Genomic DNA, 23,679 nt, shown 5'->3' on the forward strand with positions numbered 1-23,679 from the left:
ACCGTCGAACGCCATGTACGACCTGTTGGTGATCGGCGGCCTCGGAGTGGACGTGCGGGTGCGGGTGCCCGCGCTGCCGCTGCCGGCCGCCGACTCGGTCACCGTCGACCCGATCGACCTGCGCATCGGCAACACCGGCGCCGGGGTGGCCCTGGCCGCGCACGCGCTCGGCCTGCGGGTGGCGGTGCTGGACGTGCTGGGCGCCGACCCGGCCGGCGACGTGATCCGGGCCGCGCTGGCCCGCACCGGGGTGCACGCCGTGCTGGCCGACGACCCGGCGGGCACCCGGCGGTCGGTGAACCTGGTCGACCCGGCCGGCCGGCGGATGTCGCTCTACGACCCGCGGCCGTGGCGCGGGCCGGCTCCGTTCACCCCGGCCGAGCTGGCCGGGCTGGTCCGGGACGCGGCGCACGTCCACCTGTCGATCATGGATTGGACCCTCGACCTGCTGCCCGCGCTGCGCACCGCGCTCGCGCCCGGCGCCGCGATCTCCACCGACCTGCACGACTGGGACGGGACCAACCCCTACCACCGCCCGTTCGCCGAGGCCGCCGACCTGATCTTCGTCAGCGGGGTCCGGCTGGACGGGGCGGCCGGGCCGGTCGCCGCCGCGCTGGCGCCGCGCACGGTGGTGGTCACCCGGGGCGCGGCCGGCGCCGAACTGCACCCCGGCGCCCGGCCGGTGCCGGCCGCCGTGCCGCCGGCGCCGGTGCGGGACACCAACGGCGCCGGGGACGCCTTCGCGGCCGGTCTGATCGCGGCCCGGCTACGCGGCGCGGCGCTGCCCGACGCGGCGGCGTACGCGGCCCGGGTGGCCGCGGCGGCCTGCACCCACGACGGCATGGAGTACCCGCCCGGCCTGCTGCCGCGACCCTGACTGCGGCCGGGGCGGCGTCGTCGACCGTGGCCGGCTCAGAGCGCGCCGGTGGTGCCGTCGGTCAGCTCGCGGAGGATGTCGGCGTGGCCGGCGTGCCGGGCGGTTTCCTCGACCATGTGCACCAGGATCCAGCGCAGCGAGACCTCGCCGAGCTGTGGGTGCGGCACGACGTGGTCGAGCGGGAACCGGGCGGCCACCTCCCGGGACCGGGCGCAGGCCCGCTCGTAGTCGGCGGCGAGCCGCTCGACGGTGTCCTCCCCGGTCAGCGTGAAGCTGGCCAGCGCCTCCTCCTCGGTGGTCAGGTAGACGTCGTCCGGGCCCGGCGCGAGCAGGCAGGGGAACCAGTTGCGTTCCACCAGGGTGAGGTGTTTGAGCAGGCCGGCGAGGGTGGTCGCGGAGGGCACCAGCCGGCGCGTGGCGTCGGCGTCGGCGAGCCCGCGCACCTTGCGCAGCAGCACGGCCCGGTGGAAGTCGAGGAACGATTCGAGCACCGCCCGCTCGTTGCCCGTCCGGGCGAGCACCGGGCCGAGCGTGGGGTCGATCGAGATCTCCGCCATCGGCTGACGGTAGCCCCGCGACCGGCCGGCCCGCTGCCCCGCTATCGCTGCGGGGGCCCGGTCGCCGGGGCAGGATGGGCCCATGGCGACAACGGTAGAGATCCCGCTGGCGGGCGGGCCGGCCGACGGCGAGACGGTCACCGTCGAGCTGGACCCCAACGGCCGTCCCCCGCTGACCCACCACCACCTGGGTCCGGAAGGGCTGGCCCAGGCGGAGATCTACGAGTTGGAGACGGTCGACGGCCGGGCCCGGGACTGGCGTTACTGCTGGCGCGGCCCGGCGGTGTGACGGCCCCGGGGCCGGCCGCGCGGCGGGCTGGTGCCGGCCGGGGCACGCTCCGGCGACGGGGTTCAGGGCCGGCGCTCAGGCGCCGACCTGGGCCATGTTCCGGGCGCGCAGGCTCTCCAGCACCGCGCGGGTGACCTGCGAGGTGCCCCGGGCCTGGTCGCACACCTCGGCCACCCGCCGGGCGGTGGCCTCGGCCCGGTGGTCCCGCTCGTCCCAGAGCCGGTCCACCTCGGCCAGCAGCGGGCCCTCCACCTCCCGCTCCACGCCGCGCAGCGCCGGCACGCCGAGCCGCTGGGCCAGGTCGAAGACCTTGCCGGCGTACGGCAGGGGCAGGAACGGCGTGCCCACCATGGCGGCGAAGATCAGGAAGTGCAGCCGCATGCCGACGGCCAGGTCGAAGTGGCGCATCAGGCCGAGCACCTGCTGGGGCGAGTAGGTGCCGTGCAGGATCCGGCCCCGCTCCGCGGCGATCATGTGGGACAGGACGCCGTGCGAGTGCCGGATGTCGTCCCGTTCCATCGGCACGAAGAGCACGTACGCGTCGACCCGGTGCACCAGGAAGTCGCCGATCTGGGCCAGCAGCCGGTGGTAGCCGTCCACGTCGAGGCGTTCGGCGGCCCGCCCGGGCTCGCGCACGCTCATCCCGATCAGCCGCTTGCCGGCCGGCACGCCCTCCTCGCGCAGCAGGTGCGCCGGGAAGTCCTCCGGTTCCAGCAGGAATGCCGGGTCGGCGGTGACCGTGATCGGGTTGAGCAGGCCGGCCTCCTCCAGCACCATCCGGGACTCCTGGTCCCGTACGGTCACCTGGGTGGCGCTGGCCAGCGTCTCCCGCACCATCCCGGTGTCCACGCCCTCGCTGAGCGGCCCGACCCCGACCGCGTACGTCAGCAGCGGCAGGCCGCGCTCCTGGGCGACCCGGACCACCCGCAGGTAGCGGCGGGCCTCCTTGTCGTAGAGGATGCCGCCACCGCCGAGGATCAGCAGGTCGAGCTGGGCCAGCACGAGCGCGGAGTCGGTGCGGCTGACCCCCTCCCACGGCACCGCCTCCACTTCCGGGTGGGCCACCCGGGTGTGTGCGGGGTTGCGGGAGAAGACGATGATCCGGGCGTTCGGCTCCTGCTCGCGCAGGTCGGCGAGGAGGCCGGTGAGGATCGCCTCGTCACCGAGGTTGCGACCGCCGTACGAGCCGAGCACACCGATGGTCAGTCCGGCGCCACGCGTCATCCGTCGCTCCTCCCCAGGTGCGTCCCGGGCAGGTTTCCCGTTGCGCCGGGGAACAACCCTCGCCCGGTCAGCCCGTCAGGCCGATCGACTTGGCCATCTGCTGGGTGATGACCTGGAAGCCGAGGCTCTCGTAGAGCCGGATCGCCCCGGTGTTGTCGCCGAAGACGTTCAGCCCGAGCCGGCCCACCCCGAGCCGGGCGAGCTCCGCCTCGACGAGGTGGATCATCCGGCGCGCGTACCCCTGGCCCCGATGTCCGGGATGCACCTCGATGTTGTGGATCCAGGCGGTCCTCGGGTGGTCGCCGCCGGGCAGGGTGACCCAGATCCAGCCCACCTCGACGCCGTCGACCAGCGCGACCCGCAGCAGCACGCCCGCGCTGGCCGCGCCGTCCGGCAGCAGCCGGCCGACCTGGAGCGCGACCTGCGCCCGGGCGGCGTCCGGGGTCAGGGCACCGGTCCCGGCCAGGGCCTCGGCGTACGACCGCTCCAGCGGTACGCGCAGCCGGGCGAGCTGAGCCGCGGTCATCGGCTCCAGGGAGAGGGTCATGACGCTCCCAACTCCGGCCGGGGCGACCAGCCGGGACACGAAGGCGGAAACCACGTCGTCGGGGTCGAACCCGGCGTCGATCGAGGTGGTCAGCAGGTCGAGCAGCAGCCCGTCCATGGCGTAGTGCAGCAGAGCGACCTCGAACGCGCCACCCGGTAACCCGCAGGCGGCGTGGAAGGCGACGTCGTCGCGGTAGCGCGGCACGGGCGGCACCACATCGCGCAGGCCGGCACCGGAGATCGCGCAGGTGACGGTCCGCCGCCGGTAATCGCTTGCCCACCGGTTCGGCGTCGACCACGGTGGACCGGTGGAGAGCCTGACGAAGGGCCGGCTCGGCTGGGCCGACCTGCCCGATCACGTCCGCGCCGAGGTCGAGCGGATCCTCGGCGACCGGGTCGTCGAGGCGGTGTCACAGCCGGGCGGCTTCTCCCCCGGCACCGCCGACCGGGTCCGCACCGCCGGCGGCCGGCGCGCGTTCGTCAAGGCGGTGAGCCCGGCGCAGAACGACGTCAGCCCCCGGCTGCACCGCACCGAGGCCCGCAACACCGCCGCGCTGCCCGGGCACGCCCCCACGCCACGGCTGCTCGGCCAGTACGACGACGGCCACTGGGTCGCGCTGGTGCTCACCGACGTGGACGGCCGGCATCCGGCCACCCCGTGGCGTGCCGACGAGCTGTCCGCCGTGCTCGCCGCCCTGGAGACGATGGCCACCGCGCTCACCCCGAACCCGGTGCCGCACGCGCCGACCGCCGCCGAGCACCTGGCGTACGACTTCACCGGTTGGCACCGGATCGCCGCCGACCCGCCGCCGGGCCTGGACCCGTGGGCCGCCGCGCGCCTGCCCGACCTCTGCGCCGCCGCCGAGCGGGGCCTCGCCGCGCTGGACGGCGACACGCTCTGCCACGCCGACCTGCGCGCCGACAACCTGCTGCTCGACGCGGCCGGCCGGGTGACCGTGGTGGACTGGCCGTGGGCCTGCCGCGGGCCGGCCTGGCTGGACACCGCGCTGCTGCTGGTCAACGTCCGCCTGCACGGTGGGCACGACACCGAGGCGCTGCTGCGCCGGCTGCCACTCACCGCCGACGTCGACCCGGCCGCGCTGACCGGCGTGTACGCCGGCCTGGCCGGCTTCTTCGCCGACGGGGCCCGGCGACCGCCGCCGCCCGGCATCCCCACCGTCCGGGCGTTCCAGCAGGCCCAGGCCGACGCCCTGCTGCCCTGGCTGGCCCAGCGGCTGCGCTGAGCGGCGTGCGGGAATCGGACCTGGCGTCAGCGACGAGGCGTCCGATCGCCGCCAGACCGGCGGCGGGTCCGGCTCGCATGATCGATTCATGACGAACAACCCGTTGCACGGAAAGGTCGCCCTGGTCACCGGCGGCGCCCGGGGCATCGGCGCCGGCATCGCGCTGCGCCTCGCCCAGGACGGCGCCGACGTGGCGATCACCTACCAGCACAGTGCCGACCGGGCGGCGGTGGTGGCGAAGCAGGTCGAGGCGCTCGGCCGGCGCGCGCTGGCCGTCGAGGCCGACAGCGCCGACCCGGCGGCGGTGCGCGCCGCGGTCGACCGTACGGCGGCCGAGCTGGGCCGGCTGGACATCCTGGTCAACAACGCCGGGGTGTTCCTGGTCGGGCCGGTGACCGAGTTGGGCCCCGATGAGCTGGAGCGGACCATCGCGGTGAACGTCCGCGCGCCGTACGTCGCCGCGCAGGCGGCCGTGCGGCACCTGAACGCCGGCGGCCGGATCATCAACATCGGCAGCAACGTCGGGGAACGCGCGGTCTTCCCCGGGCTGTCGCTGTACTCGATGAGCAAGACCGCGCTGATCGGCCTGACCCGGGGCCTGGCCCGGGAACTCGGGCCGCGGGGTGTCACGGTCAACCTGGTCAACCCCGGGCCGACCGACACCGACGCCAACCCGGCCGACGGGCCGAACGCGGCGGCGATCGCCGGCTTCACCGCGCTCGGCCGGTTCGCCGAGCCGGCCGAGATCGCCGCCACCGTGGCCCACCTGGCCAGCGCCGACGGCGGATACGTGACCGGCGCGGTGGTCAACGTGGACGGCGGTTTCACCGGCTGACCGCCCCGCCGGGTACGCCCGGCGACAACCGGGCGCGGCGGTGCCGTTCGGCCGCCGCGCCCGGCCGCGACCGCCCGCCGACGTCGGACGTGCGGTTGGGGCGGCGGAGGTGCCCGGGGCCGCCGGTCAGCCGGGCGCGCCGGCCGGGTGGGTGAGGAACGGCAGCACGGCGGCCGGCAACGCCGGTGAGCGGACGATGTCGTAGTGGGTCAGCCCGGGCAGCACCGCCAGCCGGGCGGCCGGCCGGCCGGCGCCGTCCCAGCCGGCGTCCCGGTGGCCGCCGCCGAGCAGCCCGAAGAACTCCGCCATGTGGGTGACCGGGATCGAGTCGGCGTCGGCGAAGACCAGCAGGGTCGGTACGGTCAGCGCGGCCACCTCCGCCGACCAGTCGTACTCGCGCCGCAGCAGGGCACCGGACTTGGCCCAGAGCGCCGGCCAGTCCGCCGGCCGGGGCGCGAGCCGAGCGTAGAGCTGGTGCGGCGGGGTGCCGCGCATCCGCTCGCCGACCCGCTCGTCCTGCTCCGCCATCGCGGCCAGCACCTCGGGATACCAGCCCTGCCGGCGGCATGGCGCGGAGACCACCACCAGCCGGCGGACCAGCGCCGGGTGCTGGATCGCGGTCCGCAGGGCCACCCCGCCACCGAGCGAGTAGCCCATCAGGTCGGCCTCGGCCAGGCCGAGGTGACCGATCAGGGCGGCGATGTCCTCGGCCATCGACTCGTAGCGCAGCGGGCGGTCGACGTCGGCGGTGTGCCCGTGGCCCTGCAGGTCGACCCCGATCACCCGGCGGCGCTCGGCCAGCGCCGGCAGGACCCCGGCGAACGTCTCCGCCGCGCCGTAGCCGCCGTGCAGCAGCACCAGCGGTCGCCCGGTCCCGTGCGACTCGTACCAGAGCCGCAGCCCGTTGACCTCCGCGTAGCTCACGTCGCCTCCCACCGTCGTCGTCCCGAGCCCACACCAGGGCAACGACGACGGCTACCCGTCGAGGTGCGCCAGCGCCGCCCGGACGGTCGCCGGGCCGGCGGGCAGCAGCGGCAGTCGTACCGCCGGGGTCGGGATGCGGTTGTGCGCGTGCAGGACGGCCTTGACCACGGCGGGGTTGGGTTCGGCGAACAGCGCCCGCGACAGCGCCGCGAGGCGGTGACCGAGGGGTCGGGCCCGGGTCACGTCGCCGGCCCGCCACGCGTCGATCAGCGCGGCGAACTCGGCGGTGGCGAGGTGCGCCGAGGCCAGGATGCCGCCCTGCGCGCCGAGGGCGAGCAGCGGCGCGACCACCGCGTCGTCGCCGCCGAGCACCGCGACGTCGGGTGGCAGGTCGGCGAGGAACGCGGTGGTGTCGGCGTCGATCCCGGTCGCGTACTTGACCCCCGCGACGCCGGGCAGCCGGACCAGCCGGCGCAACGCGTCCGCCGACAACGGCTGCCCGGTCCGGTACGGGACGTGGTAGGCGACCAGCGGCACCGGGCTCACCCGGGCCAGCTCGGCGAAGTGGGCGAGCACGCCCGCCGCTCCGGGGCGGACGAACGGCGGCACCAGACAGAGGGCGGCGGTCACCTCGGGTCGGCCGGCCAGCAAGCGCAGCGCCTCGACGCTGCTCGCGCCGACCAGCAGCGGCGCCGCGCGTTCCCGGCACACCGCGGCGACCACGTCGAGCACCTCCCGGCGCTCCCGCTCGGTCAGCGCCGTGGATTCCCCGGTGGTGCCCAGGGCGACCACCCCGGTGGCGCCGGCGGCCAGCACCTGGTGGGCGAGCGCGGCGAGCGCGGCGGGGGCCACCGCCCCGGCGTGGTCGAACGGGGTGATCAGCGGAACGTACAGCCCGGTCAGTGTCATGCCTCCAGCCTGGGCCGGACGATTGTGCAGCACCAGTTCAGGTTCCTGAACGGAAACGTAAGCTGAGCTGATGCTCGACGTCCGCCGTCTCCGCCTGCTGCGCGACCTGGCCCGGCTCGGCACCATCGCGGCCGTCGCCGAGGCCCACGCGTACACGCCCTCCGCGGTCAGCCAGCAGCTGACGGCGCTGCAACGCCAGGCCGGCGTACCGCTGCTGGAACGGGCCGGGCGGCGGGTCGCGCTGACCGCGACCGGGCAGGCGCTGGTCCGGCACACCGAGGCCGCCCTCGCCGCGCTGGAGGCGGCCGACGCCACCCTGGCCGCCGCGCGGGCGGGCCTGTCCGGCACCGTACGCATCGGGGCCTTCCCCAGCGCCGTGCGTACCCTGCTGCCGGCGGCGCTGGTGACGCTGACCCGCGACCATCCGGCGCTCGACCTGATGGTGACCGAACTGGACCCGGTCGCCGTGCCCGCCGCGCTGCGCGACCGGCGGCTCGACGTGGCGCTGCTGCACGACTACGACATCGCGCCGGTCGACCCGGATCCGGCGCTCGAGTCGACGCCGCTGCTCGACGAGACGGTCTACCTGGCGGTGCCTACGCAGCCGGCCCCGGCCGGCGACGGCGACCCGGTGCGCGCCGCCCGGTCGGCGGACTGGATCGTCGGCAGCCCCGGCACGCTGTGCCACACCGTGGCCCTGCTCACCTGCCAGCTGGCCGGCTTCCGCCCCACCGTACGGCACCACGCCGACGACTTCACCGCCGTGCTCGCCCTGGTCGCCGCCGGCCAGGGCGTCGGCCTGGTGCCCGAACTCGCGGTCGGGCAACCGGTGCCCCGGGTCCGCCTGATGCCGCTGGACGTCCGGCGGCGCACCCGGGTGGCGTACCGCCGGGGCGCCGGCGATCATCCGGCGGTGGCCGCCTGCGTACGCGCGCTGCGCGCCGCCACCGACGACCTGCTGGCCGACCGCCCGGCACAATGACCGGCGGAACGGGACCAGCCCGGATCGCCTGACCGCCCACCGGACCGAGGAGTGCCCGTGCCGTACGTCTTCCTGCTCGCCGCCATCGCGGCCGAGGTCTTCGCCACCAGCACGCTCAAGGCGACCGAGGGGTTCAGCCGGCTCTGGCCGACGGTCGCCTGCCTGGCCGGCTACCTGGTCTCCTTCGCGGCGTTGTCGCAGGCGGTGAAGGACATCCCGGTCGGCGTCGCGTACGCGCTGTGGTCGGCGCTGGGCACCGCGGCGATCGTCGCGATCGGCGCGGCGTTCCTGGGCGAACCGATCACGGTGGTCAAGGTGGTCGGGGTCGGCCTCATCGTCGCCGGCGTGGTGACCCTGAACGTGGGCGGGGCGACGACGCACTGACCGGGCCGGCTACGTGAGGTCGACGAGCTGGGGCGGGACCTCGCAGGTCAGCCCCACCGAGTTCAGCCGCCGGGTGAGCGGCTCGCCGTCGGCGGTCGGCACCACGAAGTGCGGCCGGCGGCCGGCGGCGAGGTCGGCGGCGTACCGTTCGCGGGCCTCGACGAGGATCTCCCAGTCGGCCAGCCACAGGTTGGTCGGGCGGTCGTCCGCGAGCAGGTCCCGGTCCAGGCCGCGCACCGGCGCCACCATGTCGGTCACCGCGGCGTCCTGCTCGCGGATCGAGCGCACCCGCGCGTCGACGGGGGCGCCGGGAGGCGCGGCCTTCGCCGCCACCGTGGCACGCATCGTGGCGCACGCGCTCTCCGCAACCTCGCTGACCGGCGGATTGTCGATCAGCTCGGGCCGGTCGTGGTTCGCGTACGTCCAGAGACCGGCGCAGAACACGACGACGCCGCCGACCGCGATCACGACGACCAGGACGCCGCCGAGGACCCACCACCGCGCCGTGCCCCGCCCCGACGGCGCCGGCCCGGCGGCGGCCTCGGGCGGGAAAACGGGCGGAAGGCTCACTCCTGCATCGTGTCGCCCCCTGTCGACGGCCGGCGTCGGGCGATCGGATCGACTCTGATGCTCACCTGGTTGCCGAGTTCGCGGAACCCGAGCCGGCGAGCGAGCCGGCGGGAGGGCTCGGGGCGGGCGCGCCACTGCGGCAGCAGGTGGTCGCGGAGGGCGTCCGCCACCGCCGCGGCGGCGAGCCCCCGGCCCCGCGACCGGACGCCGGCCAGCACGGCGAGGTGAGCGACGGAGCCTGGCCACCGGCGGTGTCCGGCCGCCGCGACCACCCGGGAATCCTCCCGTAGGACGAAGACCGGTGACGTGACGTCCCGAGGCCGCTCTCCGCGGCCTCGTCCGCGGGGACCTCCGCGAGCAACCCGGCAACGTCCGGGTGTCCCGGCGGCAGCGGCGCCACGTCGACCGCCCACCCCGGCGGGCACAGCCGCGATTCGGCAGCCACCACCACCCGCACGCCGTCGGCGGGGAAGCTGGTCGGCACACCGGCCAGGTGCACCCAGAGATCCTGCGCGCGGCGCAGTGGGGTGGAACGCTGCATCGACGCATCCTCCCCGGGCGGGGCCCCGCCGGCCACCGACTTTGTGCCACCGAGTGGAGGTGGCCCGACCGGCGCTGGCTAGATTGCCTGCCGTGCGCACCATCACCAGCGACCGCCTCCTGCTGCGCCCCTGGCGCGACGACGACGCCGACTTCCTGCTGGATCTGGAGTCGCGCTGGGAGGTCGTCCGCTTCCTGGGCGCGCACCCCGCCACGATGAGCAGCCGCGCCGACGCCCTCGCCTCGATCGGCCGGCGGCGCGCCGTCGACCACCCGATCCACGGGATCTGGGCCATCACCACCGCCGGGGACGGCCGGCTGGTAGGGAACCTGCTGCTCAAGCCGATCCCCCGGTCGGCGGGCGAGCCCGCCGGCGGGCCGGGCGAGGTCGAGATCGGCTGGCACCTGCACCCGGACGCCTGGGGGCACGGCTACGCCACCGAGGCGGCCCGGGCCGTCCTCGACGACGCGTTCGCCCGGGGCCTGACCCGGGTGGTCGCCGTCACGGATCCGGAGAACCACGCCTCCCAGGCCGTCTGCCGGCGGCTCGGCATGACCCACCAGGGCCGTACGACGCGGTACTACGACGCCCCGTACGAGCTCTTCGAGAAGCTGCGCGGCTGACCGGCCGGTAGCGCCGTCACGGCGGCCGGTCCCGCCGGGCCGGGATGGGAAGCTCTACGGCTTGTCGATCCACTGGACAGTGACGGGGCGCCGGCCGGTGCGGAGGAACTCGTGCCCGGCCCGGCGGGCCTGCTCCTCGGTGAGCTCGAAGGGTTCGGTGTCGTCGGCGGTGAACCACGGGTCGGCGTAGGCGTGTTCGGCATCGCCGGCCGTCTGGCCGGGTGGGGCGCCCGAGGGCACCGGTCCCCAGCTGAGCATGATCTCTTCCTCGTCCTCCCAGACCAGCGCGGAGCTGTCACCGTGCAGGGTGATGTGCAGACTCCGCACGCCATCCTCGCTGACCAGCGTCACGCCGCTGGCCGGTACGCGGTCGAGGACGGCGTCCAGCACGGTAGGGCCGGTCACGGCGGTCCGGGCGTCGTCGATCCAGGCGTCCAGAGCGTTCACCGGTTCACCGGCGGTGGGGTGGCGCAGCCAATCCGGCACCGCGGTGAGCTGGTTGCCGGCCAGGTCGACCCGGGCGAGAGCGGTAAGGTCACCCAACGACTCCGGCAGCACGGTGAGCTGGTTGCCGGTCAGGAAGAGCTGGGTGAGAGCGGTCAGGTCGCCCATCGATTCGGGTAGCGCGGTGAGCTGGTTCTCGGTCAGGTCCAGCCGGGTGAGGGCGGTCAGCCCGCCCCACCAGTCCGGCAGCTCCGTGAGCTGGTTGCGGGACAGGTCCAGCCAGGTGAGAGCCGTCAGGTGACGGATCGGCTCCGGCACCGTTCGTAGCTGGTTGCCGGAGAGGCCCAGCCAGGTGAGAGCGGTCAGGTTGCCGAGTGACGCCGGCAGCGCGGTGAGCTGGTTGGCGCCCAGGCCCAACCGGGTGAGGGCGGTCAGCTCGCCCAACCAGTCCGGCAGTTCGGTGAGCTGGTTGCCGACCAGCAGCAGTTCGGTGAGGGCGGTCAGGTCGGCCAGCGACTCCGGCAGGGCGGCCAACGACAGGTGACTCAGATCCAGCGACGTGGCGCCGCTACGCCGTGCCGCCTCGATCCGGTCCCCACTGCTGCGCTGTGCCGCCTCGGCGTGGTTCCGGGAGTTGTCCATCGCGTCGGGCACCGGCCGATGGTCATGAATGCGGGCGCTGATGTCAAAGCAACGGTCTCCCGCTTCCGTGCGACCGGTCGTCCAGCGTTGCCGAGCCTCGCCGCTCGGGGAGTGCGACTGTTGTTCACATAAGATCTTGTGAACAAGCAACCGGACAGAGAGCGGCCCGTCGTGATGCGCTCGGCAACGTACCTGCTCGAGTGCTTGCTCCGGGCCGGGATGCGCGACGTCGTCGCGGTGGAGCCGGCGACGGGTGGGCTCGCGGCGCTCGCCGGCATCGCCACCCGCCGGGACGCGCCGCCGGTGTTCGTCAAGGCCTTCGTCGACGCGCCGGCCGACGACGTCTTCGTCGCGGAGGCCGAGGGGCTGGCCGCCCTGCGCGAACTCGGCGGCGTGGCGACGCCCGAGGTGATCCTGGCGGACCGGGAACTGCTCGTGTTGTCAATGCTGCGGCCGAGGCCGCGCAGCGAGACCTTCTGGCAGCAGTTCGCGCACGCGCTGGCCCGCCTGCACACGAGCACGACCCATCCGCGCTTCGGATGGCACCGCGACAACTGGCTGGGCCGCCGCCGGCAGATCAACACGTGGGACGACGACGGCTTCGCGTTCTTCGCAGAGCACCGGCTACTTCGGTGGCTCGGGCAGCCCCGCGTCGAGGCGGCGCTCGACCGCGAAGACCGGGCGGCGCTGGAGCGGCTGTGTCACCGGCTGCCGGACCTGCTGCCGGAGCGGCCGGCCTGCCTGACGCACGGCGACCTGTGGGCACAGAACGTCCTGGCCACCCCGGACGGCCAGCCCGCACTGATCGACCCGGCGGTGTCCTACATGTGGGCCGAGGTCGACCTCGCCCATGTGTGGTCCACCGCGCCCCCGCCCGAGGCGCACCGGTTCTTCGCGACCTATGCGGAGCTGACCTCCCTCGACAGCGACTGGCCGGCCCGCATGCCGATTGTCCAGCTGCGACAACACCTCGCCGTGCTGGCCCAGTTCGACGACGACTGGGGCGCGGCCGACCAGATCCGTGCCACCCTTGCCCCGTTCCGGCCCCGAACCTGACCGGAGCTGCCTTGAACGGAGTCACCGGGATGGTGTCGTATCAAGGCGCAGCCGTTCGTGGAACTGGTGTGCGGCGACCGGCCAGGCCGCCGGACACGAGGAGTCGGGAGAGCCCCCCGTCCGGGGACCGAGAGGAGACGACCATGACGGAGTACCTGATCACCTTCAACGACGAGTGGGTGCCCGAGCACACGGCCGAGGAGGTGCGCGCGAAGGCCGTGGCCGCCCGGGCCGTGATCGAGGAGATGCAGGCCGAGGGGGTCCTGATCTTCTCCAACGGTGGGCTGGACCGGTCCACCGCTGTATGCAGTGTCGAGTCGGTCGACGGCAAGCCCGTCTTCACCGACGGCCCGTACGTCGAGACCAAGGAACACCTCGGCGGCTTCGCCGTGGTGGAGGTGCCCGACGACGCGGCAGCGCGGTACTGGGCCGGCCGGCTCGCGACCGTGCTCGACTGGCCGCAGGAGGTGCACCGGTTCCGAGGCCCCGGAGAGGCTCGGCGTTGCGGCTCCGGGGTGAAGTGAGCCTGCTGAAGCCGTGACCGGTCCCACCGTCGAGCAGGCGATCACCCGTCTTCACCGCGAGGAGTGGGCGCGGACGGTCGCCGGCCTCGCGCGCCGTTTCGGTGACCTCGACGTCGCCGAGGAAGCGACGGCCGAGGCGTTCGTAGCGGCTGCGGAGCGGTGGCCGCGCAAGGGCGTACCGCCCAACCCCGGCGGCTGGCTCGCCACCACCGCGACCCGCAAGGCGATCGATCGGCTCCGTCGCGAATCGCAGCGCGACGCCAGGCACCAGGCGGCCCGGATCTGGTACGACGACACCCCTGCCGAGCCGACCGGTCCGGTCGAGGACGACCGGCTCAGACTGGTCTTCACCTGCTGCCACCCCGCGCTCGCGATGGAGGCCCGGGTGGCGCTCACCCTGCGCCTGCTCGGCGGCCTCACCGTCGCCGAGATCGCCCGCGCCTTTCTGGTGCGGGAGACCACGATGGCGCGACGGATCACCCGCGCCAAGGCGAAGATCAAGGCGGCCCGCATCCCCTACCGGGTGCCCTCGGCCGACGACATCCGCGAGCGGCTCGCCGGCGTGCTCGCGGTCGTCTACCTCGTCTTCAACGAGGGCTATCTCGCCAGCGAGGGAAACGCCCCGGTGCGCGTCGACCTCACCGACGAGGCGATCCGCCTCGGCCGCCTGCTCCGAACGCTCCTCCCGGACAACGGCGAGGTGGCCGGCCTGCTTGCCCTGATGCTCCTCACCGACGCCCGGCGGCCGGCGCGCGTGTCCCGCACCGGGGAGCTGGTGACCCTCGACGAGCAGGACCGCGGCGCATGGGACCGCGCCCTCATCGCCGAGGGCAACGCCTTGATTCGCGAGCGGATCGAGGCGGTGGCGACCGGCGGTGACCCACCCGGGCGCTACCAGTTGCAGGCGGCGATCAACTCGGTCCACACGAATGCCCCGTCCGCCCGGGACACCGACTGGTCCACGATCGTCGCCCTCTACGGACGCCTGGTGCTGCTCGACCCCTCACCGATCGTGCGGCTCAACCGGGCGGTCGCGGTCGCCGAGGTCGACGGCCCCGGGGTCGGGCTCGCCGAGGCCGACCGGCTCGCCGAGGTCCTCGACGGCTACCACGCCTTCCACGCCGCGCGCGCTGACCTGCTGCGGCGACTCGGGCGCAGCGGCGAGTCGCGGGCGGCGTACGACCGGGCCATCGGTCTCGCCGGCAACCCCGCGGAGCGGACCTACCTCACCCGTCGCCGCGACCAGCTCGCCGGCTGACCGACGCGTGCGGCCAGCCCGTTTCAGCACCGTGGGCGGCATGACCGGACTGTGGCCGTTTTGTCGCGTACGCCTGGATGGCTGACCGCGTCCCGCTGCCCGAGGCCTTCCCTCGGGGTCGACGATGGGGTCGGGGCGCTCACCGTCGTCGCCGGTACCAGGCCGGTCCTGACCTTCGTTCGCGACCGGTCATGAGCGACGCACGGAGCGCCGGGTGATGCCGTCCGGGGCAAGGCCACCTTGCCTCTCGCCCAGGCTCGGGCCCACGGCGGCGGCTCACCGCAGGACAGCCGAGAAGGCCCGGTGAGTTCTGCGGTTCAGCCGAGTACCGCTCTGGACGCGGTGAGCGACCTGCCCGCAGCCGATGCCCAACCGACTGGGCGATGAGCCGTCCGGGGCGAAGGGGCACGGTCTCGTCGAAGGCGACCGGAACCTGGATCGGCCAGGGGCTTTCGGGAGGAGGCGGGGCGAGCAGTTCCCAGCAGGAGCCCCACCCCAGGGCGAACCGGTTACGCCCGGCGATCAGCGGGTCGAGGAAGACGCGGGCGACGAGGGCAGCGGAGTTGCCGCAGTGGCCCTGCAGCACGATATGAGGACGCGTAGACATGATCTCTCTTCGGACGTGACGGAAGGCATGGGGAAAGAGCCGACGGTGACGTCGGCGACCGATGCACTGGGCAGGTGTCAGGTCTAGAGAGCAGGCGGCGTCACGCGGGGTGAAGTCCTCTCGTGGGTGCGTCGGAAGAAGATCCAGCTACCAGGTTGGGCGGGACGGGTTGGCGGGGCCACCCATTTTTGTCCCGGTGCCGAGCACGGTGCGCCGCCGTCCGTCATCGCTGCTACGCCGTCGATCAACGGACCAGCGGATGGAAACGGACGGCGGGCCCATGGTCCTTGGACCGTCGCCGCGGTCCGCCTACTGCCACACAGGGTCAGGGCGTGATGTCGGTTGCACGGATGAATGAGCGGGCACGATGGCCCCGACCCCGGCCCCGACCCCGGACCTGCCGTCAATCGCCGCTACGCCGGTATGCGCGTTTGACGTTCTCCCCGCCCTAAAGGGCGGGGATTCCCTCCGCGCTGCGCGCGGAACAGCGCGCGGCGCCCGAGCGGATTCCTGCGTAGCCGTCGTGTGCACGTTGGCAGCCCGGGTCTTTCGCTGCCTGCCGATCAAGGCAGGGACTCGGACGGTCGTGCTTCGTCGTAGTTGATCAGAGGGTGCGGACCGGGTCGGCCTCGACGATCCATGCGGCGCGTTCATCCATCGTGGAGCGGGCGGCCTCGGGATGAGGCGGGTGGAGCCAGGTGATGGCGCCGACGGGAGGACCTCGCGTGGCCGCCAGGGCTGGGCTGCATCGGTGGGCACGCTGGCGGCGGCGACCTGCACCGCATAGGTGGGCCGACCGGGAGTGGGAACCGGGCCGAGGTAGGTGTGGCCGGTGAGGTGGCACCAGGCGGGCAGGTCCAGTGGCGCGGCGGGGTCGGTGACGATGAGGTGGATGACGGTGCCGGCGGGCGCCGCGACGGTGCGGCGGCGCAGCTCGATGAGGAGTTGCACGCAGCGGCGGTCGCCGCCGTCGAGCACGACTGGGCGGTTCACGCGGCGATGGGCAGGTCGGCCAGACGCCATTCGAGCATGCCGTCGGCGAGGCGGACGGCACGGCGACCTCGGGCGGTCAGTAGTCGCACGGCGTCGTGGGCCAGGACGCAGTAAGCGCCGCGACAGTACGCCACGATCTCGATGTCGTCGGGAAGTGCGGCAAGCCGGTCGTCAAGCTGGTCCAGGGGGGCGGACACCGCGCCGGGGATGTGACCGGCGGCGTACTCCTCGGCTGGGCGCACGTCGACCACGACAACGTGCCCGGCCGCGAGTCTGCGCTGCAGTTCCTGCCGCGTGACGGCCTCGGTGTCCTCGCTGCCGAGGTAGGCGTCGCGGGCGGCGACGACCTGGGGCGACCGGGCACTCGCCACGTCGCGGAGCAGGGCGTACAGAGCGGCGACGTCCGGGCCGGCGAGCCGATAGTAGATCTTGGTGCCTTCGCGGCGGGTGGCGGCGAGCCCTGCCTGCCTCAGGGTCTGCAGGTGCGCCGAGCAGGTGGAGAGGCCGAGCCCGGCGGCGGCGGCGAGGTGCTCGACGCTGCGCTCGCCCTGGGCGAGCAGGTCGAGCAGTTCGAGGCGTTTGCCGTTGCCCAGGGTCTTGCCGACGTGTGCCAGCGACTCGAACAGCTCCGCCTTGGCGGTTGGATCACCCATGCTCGTCATCCTCCAAGATTCCGTGGAATAGTGTATTACCAAGCGAGGTGGCGCCGCCACCACCGGAGGGGAGGGTGCCCCATGGATGTCTGCGAGCATTTGGTTTCGCTGGTCGACGAGGGCTTGGGCAACAGCGCCTACCTGCTCGACGTCGGTGACGGCCGCGCACTGGCTGTCGATCCGCCACGCGACCTGCGGGCGCTGCGCTCGGCGGCCGCCCGACGTGGCCTTCGAGTGGCGTGGGCGGCTGACACCCACCTGCACGCCGACTTTCTGACCGGCGCGGTGCAACTCGCCGCGGACGACGGCGCGCAGGTCTTGGCGTCAGGCGCCGGGATGCGCCGCTTCGACCACCGTGGTCTGGTCGACGGCGACGAGGTCGACCTTGGCGGGCTCACCCTGCGGGCGCTCGCCACACCCGGGCACACCGACGAGCACCTGTCGTTTCTCCTGCTCGACGGGTCGACACCGGTGGGGGTGTTCACCGGCGGTTCGCTGATCGTCGGCTCCGCCGCCCGCACCGACCTGCTCGGCGACGACCGCACCTTGGAGCTGACCCGGGCCCAGTACGCGTCGTTGCACCGCCTCGCGCAGTTACCGGATGCCACGCAGGTATGGCCGACCCATGGTGCGGGCTCGTTCTGCTCGGCCCCGCCCGGCGCCGCACGCACCTCCACCATCGGCGCGGAAAAGGCGCACAACCAGCTGCTGGCCGCTCCGACCGTCGACGCTTTCGTCGACCAGTTGCTGGCCTCCCTCGGCTCCTACCCGGCGTACTTCCGTCGGCTGGCCGAGGTGAACCGGCGCGGCCCCGTCGTCCTCAGCAGCGCCCCGCAGTTGCCCGGCCTGGCCATGGACGAGGTGCGCCGACTGGCCGCGAACGGGGCCGCCATCGTCGACGTGCGTCCTGTAGCCCAGGTGGCCGCCGGTCACATTCCGGGCGCGGTGGCGATCCCGCTACGGGCGCAGTTCGCCACCTGGCTCGGCTGGCTCCTGCAGCCGGACACGCCGATCGTCATAGTGCGAGATCCAGAGCAGGACCCGGAAGACATCCTGTGGCCGGCGTGGAACATCGGCGTGAACCGCATCGTCGGCGAGCTGGCCGGCGGTATGCACGCCTGGACGGACGCCGGCGGCGAGGCCGTCACGACCCGACTCGTCACCCCGCACGAGGTCGACGGCGCGGTGCTGGACATCCGGCAGACCACCGAGTACGTCGCGGGGCACCTCCCCACGGCGGTCCACCTCGAGCTCGGCGACCTTCCCACGGCCCCTGACGCGGCCCCCGGCGGCCCGACTGTGGTGATGTGCGGGCACGGCGAACGCGCGATGACCGCTGCCACCCTGCTGGAGCGCACTGGCCGCCGCGACCTGGCCGTCCTCGTCGGCGGCGCCCAGGACTGGGCTGCTGCGACCGGCCGGGCCCTGCGGGAGGGAGCATGACCAGCCCCGCCGCCGCGCTGCACCTCGGCCTGCGGGCCAACGCCGCCCAGTTCACACTGCTAGTCGCGGTCAACGCCCTCGTCGGCGGGCTGCTCGGCAGCGAACGCATCGTCCTGCCCCTGCTCGCCGAGCAAGAGTTCCACCTCACCGCCTACACCGCGGCCCTCACCTACATCTTCGCCTTCGGCGCCACCAAGGCCGCCACCAACTTCTTCGCCGGCGCCCTGTCGGACCGCTACGGCCGAAAGCCGGTCCTGATCGCCGGGTGGCTTGCCGGCGTCCCGGTCCCCCTCATGATCATCGGGGCGCCGTCCTGGGGCTGGGTCGTCGCCGCGAATGTCCTGCTGGGCATCAGCCAGGGCCTGGCGTGGTCCACCACCGTCATCATGAAGATCGACCTCGCCGGCCCCACCCGGCGCGGCCTGGCCATGGGACTCAACGAAGCCGCCGGCTATTTCGCCGTGGCCACCACTGCCCTGCTCACCGGCTGGCTGGCCGCCGAACACGGGCTGCGTCCGGCACCATTCCTGCTCGCCCTCGCCTACGCCGCGCTCGGCCTCGGTCTCTCGCTGGTGTTCGTCCGCGAGACGCTCGGCCACGCTCGTCTGGAAGCCGCCACTCACACTGGCAGGCACCACTCCGCCCTATCCACCGCCCGGGTCGCTGCGCTGACCTCGTGGCGCGAGCCCGCCCTCTCCTCGGCCAGCCAGGCCGGCCTGGTCAACAACCTCAACGACGGCCTCGCCTGGGGGCTGTTCCCCCTGCTGTTCGCGACGAGCGGCCTGTCCCTGACCCAGATCGGCGTCCTCGGCGCCCTCTATCCCGCCGTCTGGGGCCTCGGGCAGCTCGCCACCGGCCAGGCCTCCGACCGCTACGGTCGCAAACCCTTCATCGTCGCCGGCATGCTCGCCCAGGCCGCCGCGCTGGCCTGGATCGCCCTCACCGACAGCTTCGTCGGGTGGGCTGTCGCCGCTGTCCTTCTCGGCGCTGGCACCGCGGCGGTCTATCCAACTCTCCTCGCCGCCATCGGCGACGTTGCCCACCCCACCTGGCGGGCGCGCGCTGTCGGCGTCTACCGGCTCTGGCGTGACGGAGGATTCGCTGTCGGCGCCCTACTCGCCGGGGCTGTCGCCGACCTCGCCGGAATCCGCGCCGCGGTCTGGGTCGTCGCCGCACTCACCGCAGCCTCCGGCCTCCTGGCCTGGGTACGCATGTACGAGACCCACCCACGGCACTGACCTCTGATCAGCAGTGGAAACGTAAGCAAGTTGCCGAGTGCGGTGCTCGGCCGGGGCAAGACTCAAGGCAAGGCGGCCACTGGCAGAGGAGCAGGCTGGGCATCGTCACCTGGCTGATCGCCGCCGCGCACGAGATACCGCAGGAGATCGGCGACTTCGGCATCCTCGTCCACAGCGGGTGGACCCGTCGCCGTGCCCTGGTCTGGAACCTGGTCTCCGCCTCGACGGTGCTGCTCGGCGCGCTCACCGCATACGGACTGTCCGGGCACTTCGACATAGCCGTCCTGATCCCGTTCGCCGCCGGCAACTTCATCTACATCGCGCCGGCCGACCTGGTACCCGAGCTCATCACGAAGCCGGCCGCCCACGACAAGGCCATCCACACCACCGGATTCGCCCTGGGACTGGTCCTGCTCTTGAGCGTCGCCCTGGCCACCTGACCGGCGCTGCACTGACGTCAGGCACCCGCCCGGTCACCGGAAGCAGCTCGGATCCGGGCGGGTGTCGCCTGGTCAGATGTGGTGGGCGCGGCAGGTTTCGAACCTGCGACCCCTCGCTTGTAAGGCGAGTGCTCTCCCGCTGAGCTACGCGCCCGGAACGCCCGTACGGGGCCGGAGGTTGGCAAGCTTACCCTGCCCGCCACCGGCCCGGTCGCACGGCGTGCCCGACCGGGTCAGGCCGCGGCGGCCTCGGCCAGCGCCTTGCGCCACGCCTGCTGGTCGCGCGCCTCGCCCGGGCCGTTGCGTTCGGCGAAGCGGACCACGCCGGCTTTGTCGATCACGAACGTGCCCCGGTCGGCGAAGCCGGCGGTCTCGTTGAACACGCCGTACGCCTGGGCGACTCCACCGTGCGGCCAGAAGTCGGCCAGCAGCGGGAACTGGTAGCCCTCCCGGTCGGCCCACACCTTGTGGCTGTAGACCGAGTCGACGCTGACGGTCAGCACCTGGACCTGGTCGTTGACGTAGTCGTCGAGGTTGTCCCGCACCTCGGCCAGTTCGCCCTGGCAGGTGCCGGTGAAGGCGAGCGGGTAGAAGACCAGCAGCACGGTGCGCCGGCCGCGGAAGTCCGAGAGCCGGACCTCCTGGTTGTTCTGGTCCTTCAGCACGAAGTCCGGCGCCTCGGCGCCCACCTCGATCGGCATGCCAGCTCCTGGGGTCGAAGTCGGGACGGCACCCAGCCTGTCACACCCGGCGGCGGCCGGGTGTGGCCGCCGGGCGGGGCCGCCGGCGGCAGCCGCTGCCGGACGGGGCGGAAGCGCCTACTTGCGGCTCTTGGCGCCGCGGCGCAGGACGAGCCGCGCCCCGCTCCAGTCCCGGCCGGCGTTGACGGTCGAGGTCTGCTGGAGGCCGGCGGTGGGTGCGGACTCGGCGATCTCGCTCGGCTCGACGTGCCCCTCGCGCCCCGCCTTGGGCGTGAGCAGCCACACGACACCGTTGTCGGCCAGCGGGCCGAGGGCGTCGACGAGGAGCTCGAAGAGATCACCGTCGCCGTCGCGGTACCAGACCAGCACCGCGTCGACCACCTCGTCGGTGTCCTCGTCGACCAGCTCTCCACAGCGGTCGGTCAGGGCGTCCCGGAGATCCTGGTCGACGTCGTCGTCGTACCCCATCTCCATGACGACCATCCCCGGCTCGATCCCGAACCGGTCCGCCAGGCTGCGTACCCCGTCGGCGGCCTGACCAGCGGTCGCGCTCACTGTCGCGTGCCTCCTCATCTCATCCCTGCTGGCGACGTCGGCGACGCCGTCAGGCAAAGTCCACACAGTTGTGGCTCCCCGCGCAAGTGGCGCACCGGGTGGAACGGAATTTACCGTGCCAGGAGCGTACGGGCACCCTGGGTAATGGCTTCCTCGGAGACCAGAACCTGACGTGCCGCCGGACCCAATGGTACAAACGAGTCAACTCCGGCAACTCGCCGCGCCGCACCGACATATCCGGCATCGACCAGAGCGGCGATCACCCCCTCGCCGACCCCGCCGGAGCGGCGGGTCTCGTCCACCACCAGCACCCGGCCGGTCGCGGCCGCCTCCCGGATGATGTCCGCCACCGGCAGCGGCGCCAGCCAGCGCAGGTCCACCACCCGGGTGCCGATCCCCTCGTCGGCGAGCGTCGCGGCCGCGCGCAGCGACATCCGTACGCCGTTACCGAAGGTGATGATCGTGACGTCCTCGGCCGAGCCGACGCCGTAGACCCGGGCCCGGCCGATCGGCACGTGCCCGCTCACCCAGGCGCCCGGCTCGGGATAGCCGGCCAGCCACTCGCCGTCGCCGTCGGCGTACAGGTCGCGGGTGTGGTAGAGCGCGATCGGCTCCAGGAAGACGCAGACGCTGCCGTCCACCGCCGCGCTGGCCAGGCAGGTCCGCAGCATCGGCGCGGCGTCGTCCGGCCGCGCCGGCACCGCGATCACCAGGCCCGGCACGTCCCGGAGTACGGCCACCGAGTTGTCGTTGTGGAAGTGCCCGCCGAAGCCCTCCTGGTACGCCAGCCCGGCCACCCGCACCACCATCGGGTTGCGGAACGCCCCCTGCGAGAAGAACTGCATGGTGGCCGCCTCGCCGCGCAACTGGTCCTCGGCGTTGTGCAGGTACGCCAGGTACTGGATCTCCGGCACCGGCAGCAGCCCGGCCAACCCGGCGCCGAGCCCGAGCCCGAGCACCGAGGTCTCGTCGAGCAGCGTGTCGAAGACCCGGGCCGCCCCGAACCGGTCCCGCAGCCCCTTGGTCACCCCGTACACCCCGCCCTTGGCGGCCACGTCCTCGCCGAAGACGGCCATCTGCGGGTGGTCCAGCATCCCGTCGGCGAGCGCGGCGTTGATGCTCTGCGCCAGCGTCAGCGGGCCGGCCAGTTCGGGCGGCTTGCCACCGAACGACTCCGCTCGGGCGGCCGCGCCGGTGCCGCTGGCCCGGGCCGCCGCGTCGGCCACCGCCCGGGCCACCCGCACCGGCCGCCGGGGCGCGAGCGGGGCGACCACCTCGGCCGGGGCGGTCAGTTTCGGCTCGTCGAGCACCTCCTCGGCGATCCGCCGCACCCGCCAGCCGATCTCGTCGTACCGGGCCAGCAGGTCCGCGCCGGTGGCCACGCCGGCCGAGACGAGCAGCCGCGCGGTGCCGACGACCGGGTCCCGCTCCAGGTCGGCGGCGATCTCCTCGGCTCCGCGGTACGCGGTCTCGACGTCCGCGCCGGCGTGCCCCATCAGCCGCACGGTGGTCAGGTGCAGTACCGCCGGCCGCCGGTGCCGGCGCACCCAGGCGGCCGCCTCCGCCGCCACCTCGTACGCCCGCGGCAGGTCGGTGCCGTCCGCGGCGAAGTAGCGGATCCCCGGCCTGGCCTGCAACGCCGTGGCCACCCAGCCCTTCGGGGAGCGGACGCTGATGCCCAGCCCGTTGTCCTCGCAGACGAAGAGCACCGGGATGCGCAGGCCGGTGTGGTCGTACCAGCCGGCGGTGTTGAACGCGGCGGTGGCGCTGGCGTGGTTGACCGAGGCGTCGCCGAAGGAGCAGACCACGATGGCGTCCGGTGGCCAGGGCGTGTGTTCGGCGCCGCCGCCGCTGCCGATCCGCACCCCGGTGCCGGTGCGCCGCCCGGCCATGTCCAGCCGGCGCAGCCGTTCCACCGCCAGCCCCATCCCGACGGCACGCGGCAGGTGCGAGGCGATGGTCGACGTTGTCGGTACGACCGCCAGGTCGGCGCGGCCGAAGACCTTGTGCCGACCGCCGGCGATCGGCTCGCGCGCCGAGGCGACCATTCCGCGCAGCACGTCCCGGGCCGCCTCGGCGTACCCCCGGGCGAACGGCCGGTCCACGGCGGGCCCGCCGGCGTCCTCGCCGCTCTCCGCGCCATCCGCGGCCTCGTCGGCGGCCGGGACCTGGTCGGCGGGGGTGTCCGCGGCGCCGGTCGCGCCCGGCGTGCCGGCGGGAACGGATTCGGCGGTGGCCTGCGCGGCCCGGACGCAGTAGAAGGCGCCGGAACGGTAGTGCAGCAGCGCCGGGTCGGTGGCCCGTACCGCGGCGGCGACCGCGGCGTTGCCCTCGTGGCCGGCCGAGCCGATCGTGTAGTAACCCTCGCCGAAGCTGCGCAGCCAGCGCCCGGCGAGGTCGAGCTGCCGGCTGGTGACCTGCGCGTCGAACAGGTCGAGCGCCTGCGCGCCGGTCAGCGCCGCGCCGTCGGTGACCGGCTCGGCCGGGTCACGCCGCTGCTCGGGGGCGGCCAGCGCGGCCAGCGCCTCCCGGAGCCGGTCGTCGAGATCTTGCGGGGTGGTCACGTCGGACAGCATTACCGACGAAGGCCCGGCTCGCCCAGTCGGACACGAACCGCCCC

Annotated in this window: 25 protein-coding genes and 1 tRNA gene; 13 read left to right on the top strand and 13 right to left on the bottom strand. The window is 73.8% G+C overall.

Translation table 11 applies throughout. The annotated features are described in order from the left end of the window. The first annotated feature begins 13 nt into the window (after positions 1–13). Positions 14–877 carry a PfkB family carbohydrate kinase gene (locus FHX32_RS01780; protein ID WP_167178875.1) on the top strand — a complete coding sequence of 288 codons (864 nt, stop codon included), beginning with the start codon at positions 14–16 and terminating at the stop codon, positions 875–877. 35 nt (positions 878–912) lie between these two features. Here the strand turns inward: FHX32_RS01780 and FHX32_RS01785 are convergent, their stop codons facing one another. Further along, the gene (locus tag FHX32_RS01785) at positions 913–1,434 is read right to left on the bottom strand and encodes a DinB family protein (protein ID WP_167178877.1); all 522 of its coding nucleotides are present in this window, start codon (positions 1,432–1,434) and stop codon (positions 913–915) included. Between the two features lie 82 nt (positions 1,435–1,516). Here FHX32_RS01785 and FHX32_RS01790 point away from each other — a divergent pair, with 82 nt between their 5' ends. Then, positions 1,517–1,723, top strand: a complete 207-nt coding sequence (locus FHX32_RS01790; RefSeq protein ID WP_167178879.1) for a hypothetical protein — start codon at positions 1,517–1,519, stop codon at positions 1,721–1,723. Between the two features lie 75 nt (positions 1,724–1,798). Here FHX32_RS01790 and FHX32_RS01795 read toward each other — a convergent pair whose 3' ends face one another. Then, positions 1,799–2,947 (bottom strand): polysaccharide pyruvyl transferase family protein, encoded by a 1,149-nt coding sequence (locus FHX32_RS01795; protein WP_167178881.1) that lies wholly within the window; start codon positions 2,945–2,947, stop codon positions 1,799–1,801. A gap of 67 nt (positions 2,948–3,014) precedes the next feature. Next, the gene (locus FHX32_RS01800) at positions 3,015–3,698 is read right to left on the bottom strand and encodes a GNAT family N-acetyltransferase (RefSeq protein ID WP_167178883.1); all 684 of its coding nucleotides are present in this window, start codon (positions 3,696–3,698) and stop codon (positions 3,015–3,017) included. 103 nt (positions 3,699–3,801) lie between these two features. On the opposite strand from FHX32_RS01800, the gene FHX32_RS01805 reads away from it, so the two are divergent. Continuing rightward, positions 3,802–4,737, top strand: coding sequence for a phosphotransferase (locus FHX32_RS01805; protein WP_486480870.1), 936 nt, complete (start codon positions 3,802–3,804; stop codon positions 4,735–4,737). An 88-nt stretch (positions 4,738–4,825) separates the two neighbouring features. Continuing rightward, complete coding sequence (locus FHX32_RS01810; protein WP_167178885.1) at positions 4,826–5,572, top strand: SDR family oxidoreductase; 747 nt, start codon at positions 4,826–4,828, stop codon at positions 5,570–5,572. Positions 5,573–5,698: 126 nt separating this feature from the next. On the opposite strand, the gene FHX32_RS01815 is transcribed toward FHX32_RS01810, so the two are convergent. Further along, entirely contained in the window at positions 5,699–6,496 is a 798-nt protein-coding gene (locus tag FHX32_RS01815) for an alpha/beta fold hydrolase (RefSeq protein ID WP_167178887.1), read from the bottom strand. Between the two features lie 51 nt (positions 6,497–6,547). Beyond that, entirely contained in the window at positions 6,548–7,405 is an 858-nt protein-coding gene (locus FHX32_RS01820) for a dihydrodipicolinate synthase family protein (protein ID WP_167178889.1), read from the bottom strand. A gap of 70 nt (positions 7,406–7,475) precedes the next feature. Between FHX32_RS01820 and FHX32_RS01825 the strand changes: the two genes are divergently transcribed. Together FHX32_RS01825 and FHX32_RS01830 are read left to right on the top strand one after the other, a co-directional pair. After that, entirely contained in the window at positions 7,476–8,387 is a 912-nt protein-coding gene (locus FHX32_RS01825) for a LysR family transcriptional regulator (RefSeq protein WP_167178891.1), read from the top strand. 57 nt (positions 8,388–8,444) lie between these two features. Continuing rightward, positions 8,445–8,771: a DMT family transporter gene (locus tag FHX32_RS01830; RefSeq protein ID WP_167178893.1), complete on the top strand. Its 327-nt coding sequence runs from the start codon at positions 8,445–8,447 to the stop codon at positions 8,769–8,771. Between the two features lie 9 nt (positions 8,772–8,780). Here the strand turns inward: FHX32_RS01830 and FHX32_RS01835 are convergent, their stop codons facing one another. Next, positions 8,781–9,341, bottom strand: a complete 561-nt coding sequence (locus tag FHX32_RS01835) for a hypothetical protein (protein ID WP_167178895.1) — start codon at positions 9,339–9,341, stop codon at positions 8,781–8,783. Beyond that, entirely contained in the window at positions 9,338–9,613 is a 276-nt protein-coding gene (locus FHX32_RS34365) for a hypothetical protein (RefSeq protein ID WP_208417899.1), read from the bottom strand. The genes FHX32_RS01835 and FHX32_RS34365 overlap by 4 nt, the downstream gene beginning before the upstream one ends. Before the next feature lie 361 nt (positions 9,614–9,974). Here FHX32_RS34365 and FHX32_RS01845 point away from each other — a divergent pair, with 361 nt between their 5' ends. Continuing rightward, entirely contained in the window at positions 9,975–10,505 is a 531-nt protein-coding gene (locus FHX32_RS01845) for a GNAT family N-acetyltransferase (protein ID WP_167178897.1), read from the top strand. A 54-nt stretch (positions 10,506–10,559) separates the two neighbouring features. On the opposite strand, the gene FHX32_RS01850 is transcribed toward FHX32_RS01845, so the two are convergent. Beyond that, a complete protein-coding gene (locus FHX32_RS01850; RefSeq protein WP_167178899.1) occupies positions 10,560–11,603 on the bottom strand; it encodes an Imm1 family immunity protein in 1,044 nt (347 codons plus the stop codon). A 162-nt stretch (positions 11,604–11,765) separates the two neighbouring features. Between FHX32_RS01850 and FHX32_RS01855 the strand changes: the two genes are divergently transcribed. The 3 genes from FHX32_RS01855 to FHX32_RS01865 all read left to right on the top strand — a co-directional run bounded on the left by FHX32_RS01855 (position 11,766) and on the right by FHX32_RS01865 (position 14,429). Continuing rightward, positions 11,766–12,647: a fructosamine kinase family protein gene (locus FHX32_RS01855; protein ID WP_167182070.1), complete on the top strand. Its 882-nt coding sequence runs from the start codon at positions 11,766–11,768 to the stop codon at positions 12,645–12,647. 143 nt (positions 12,648–12,790) lie between these two features. Next, positions 12,791–13,171: a YciI family protein gene (locus FHX32_RS01860; protein ID WP_167178900.1), complete on the top strand. Its 381-nt coding sequence runs from the start codon at positions 12,791–12,793 to the stop codon at positions 13,169–13,171. Positions 13,172–13,184: 13 nt separating this feature from the next. Next, positions 13,185–14,429, top strand: a complete 1,245-nt coding sequence (locus FHX32_RS01865; RefSeq protein ID WP_167178902.1) for a DUF6596 domain-containing protein — start codon at positions 13,185–13,187, stop codon at positions 14,427–14,429. Between the two features lie 1,596 nt (positions 14,430–16,025). Here the strand turns inward: FHX32_RS01865 and FHX32_RS01875 are convergent. Continuing rightward, positions 16,026–16,682 (bottom strand): metalloregulator ArsR/SmtB family transcription factor, encoded by a 657-nt coding sequence (locus tag FHX32_RS01875; protein WP_167178906.1) that lies wholly within the window; start codon positions 16,680–16,682, stop codon positions 16,026–16,028. Between the two features lie 81 nt (positions 16,683–16,763). Here FHX32_RS01875 and FHX32_RS01880 point away from each other — a divergent pair, with 81 nt between their 5' ends. From FHX32_RS01880 to FHX32_RS01890, 3 genes are all read left to right on the top strand, one after another. Then, positions 16,764–18,125, top strand: a complete 1,362-nt coding sequence (locus FHX32_RS01880; RefSeq protein WP_167178908.1) for an MBL fold metallo-hydrolase — start codon at positions 16,764–16,766, stop codon at positions 18,123–18,125. Next, positions 18,122–19,363, top strand: coding sequence for an MFS transporter (locus FHX32_RS01885; RefSeq protein WP_167178910.1), 1,242 nt, complete (start codon positions 18,122–18,124; stop codon positions 19,361–19,363). Before FHX32_RS01880 ends, FHX32_RS01885 begins: the two co-directional genes overlap by 4 nt. 101 nt (positions 19,364–19,464) lie before the next feature. Then, positions 19,465–19,803 carry a ZIP family metal transporter gene (locus FHX32_RS01890; RefSeq protein ID WP_486481065.1) on the top strand — a complete coding sequence of 113 codons (339 nt, stop codon included), beginning with the start codon at positions 19,465–19,467 and terminating at the stop codon, positions 19,801–19,803. A gap of 79 nt (positions 19,804–19,882) precedes the next feature. On the opposite strand, the gene FHX32_RS01895 is transcribed toward FHX32_RS01890, so the two are convergent. The 4 genes from FHX32_RS01895 to FHX32_RS01910 form a co-directional block, all read right to left on the bottom strand. Beyond that, positions 19,883–19,957, bottom strand: a tRNA-Val gene (locus FHX32_RS01895). Positions 19,958–20,036: 79 nt separating this feature from the next. Further along, positions 20,037–20,504 (bottom strand): peroxiredoxin, encoded by a 468-nt coding sequence (locus FHX32_RS01900; RefSeq protein ID WP_167178912.1) that lies wholly within the window; start codon positions 20,502–20,504, stop codon positions 20,037–20,039. Between the two features lie 117 nt (positions 20,505–20,621). Continuing rightward, a complete protein-coding gene (locus FHX32_RS01905; protein ID WP_088992571.1) occupies positions 20,622–21,059 on the bottom strand; it encodes a DUF3052 domain-containing protein in 438 nt (145 codons plus the stop codon). 110 nt (positions 21,060–21,169) lie between these two features. Next, a complete protein-coding gene (locus tag FHX32_RS01910) occupies positions 21,170–23,635 on the bottom strand; it encodes a transketolase C-terminal domain-containing protein (RefSeq protein ID WP_167178914.1) in 2,466 nt (821 codons plus the stop codon). Positions 23,636–23,679 lie beyond the last annotated feature (44 nt).

It is taken from the genome of Micromonospora sp. CNZ280, assembly GCF_011759515.1.

Bases quoted from the DNA above. Each gene is read 5' to 3' on its own strand.
- FHX32_RS01900 (WP_167178912.1), bottom strand. From the start codon at position 20,504: ATGCCGATCGAGGTGGGCGCCGAGGCGCCGGACTTCGTGCTGAAGGAC.
- FHX32_RS01880 (WP_167178908.1), top strand. From the start codon at position 16,764: ATGGATGTCTGCGAGCATTTGGTTTCGCTGGTCGACGAGGGCTTGGGC.
- FHX32_RS01855 (WP_167182070.1), top strand. From the start codon at position 11,766: ATGCGCTCGGCAACGTACCTGCTCGAGTGCTTGCTCCGGGCCGGGATG.
- FHX32_RS01820 (WP_167178889.1), bottom strand. From the start codon at position 7,405: ATGACACTGACCGGGCTGTACGTTCCGCTGATCACCCCGTTCGACCAC.
- FHX32_RS01825 (WP_167178891.1), top strand. From the start codon at position 7,476: ATGCTCGACGTCCGCCGTCTCCGCCTGCTGCGCGACCTGGCCCGGCTC.
- FHX32_RS01860 (WP_167178900.1), top strand. From the start codon at position 12,791: ATGACGGAGTACCTGATCACCTTCAACGACGAGTGGGTGCCCGAGCAC.
- FHX32_RS01795 (WP_167178881.1), bottom strand. From the start codon at position 2,947: ATGACGCGTGGCGCCGGACTGACCATCGGTGTGCTCGGCTCGTACGGC.
- FHX32_RS01790 (WP_167178879.1), top strand. From the start codon at position 1,517: ATGGCGACAACGGTAGAGATCCCGCTGGCGGGCGGGCCGGCCGACGGC.
- FHX32_RS01885 (WP_167178910.1), top strand. From the start codon at position 18,122: ATGACCAGCCCCGCCGCCGCGCTGCACCTCGGCCTGCGGGCCAACGCC.
- FHX32_RS01875 (WP_167178906.1), bottom strand. From the start codon at position 16,682: ATGGGTGATCCAACCGCCAAGGCGGAGCTGTTCGAGTCGCTGGCACAC.
- FHX32_RS01780 (WP_167178875.1), top strand. From the start codon at position 14: ATGTACGACCTGTTGGTGATCGGCGGCCTCGGAGTGGACGTGCGGGTG.
- FHX32_RS01910 (WP_167178914.1), bottom strand. From the start codon at position 23,635: ATGCTGTCCGACGTGACCACCCCGCAAGATCTCGACGACCGGCTCCGG.
- FHX32_RS01785 (WP_167178877.1), bottom strand. From the start codon at position 1,434: ATGGCGGAGATCTCGATCGACCCCACGCTCGGCCCGGTGCTCGCCCGG.
- FHX32_RS01810 (WP_167178885.1), top strand. From the start codon at position 4,826: ATGACGAACAACCCGTTGCACGGAAAGGTCGCCCTGGTCACCGGCGGC.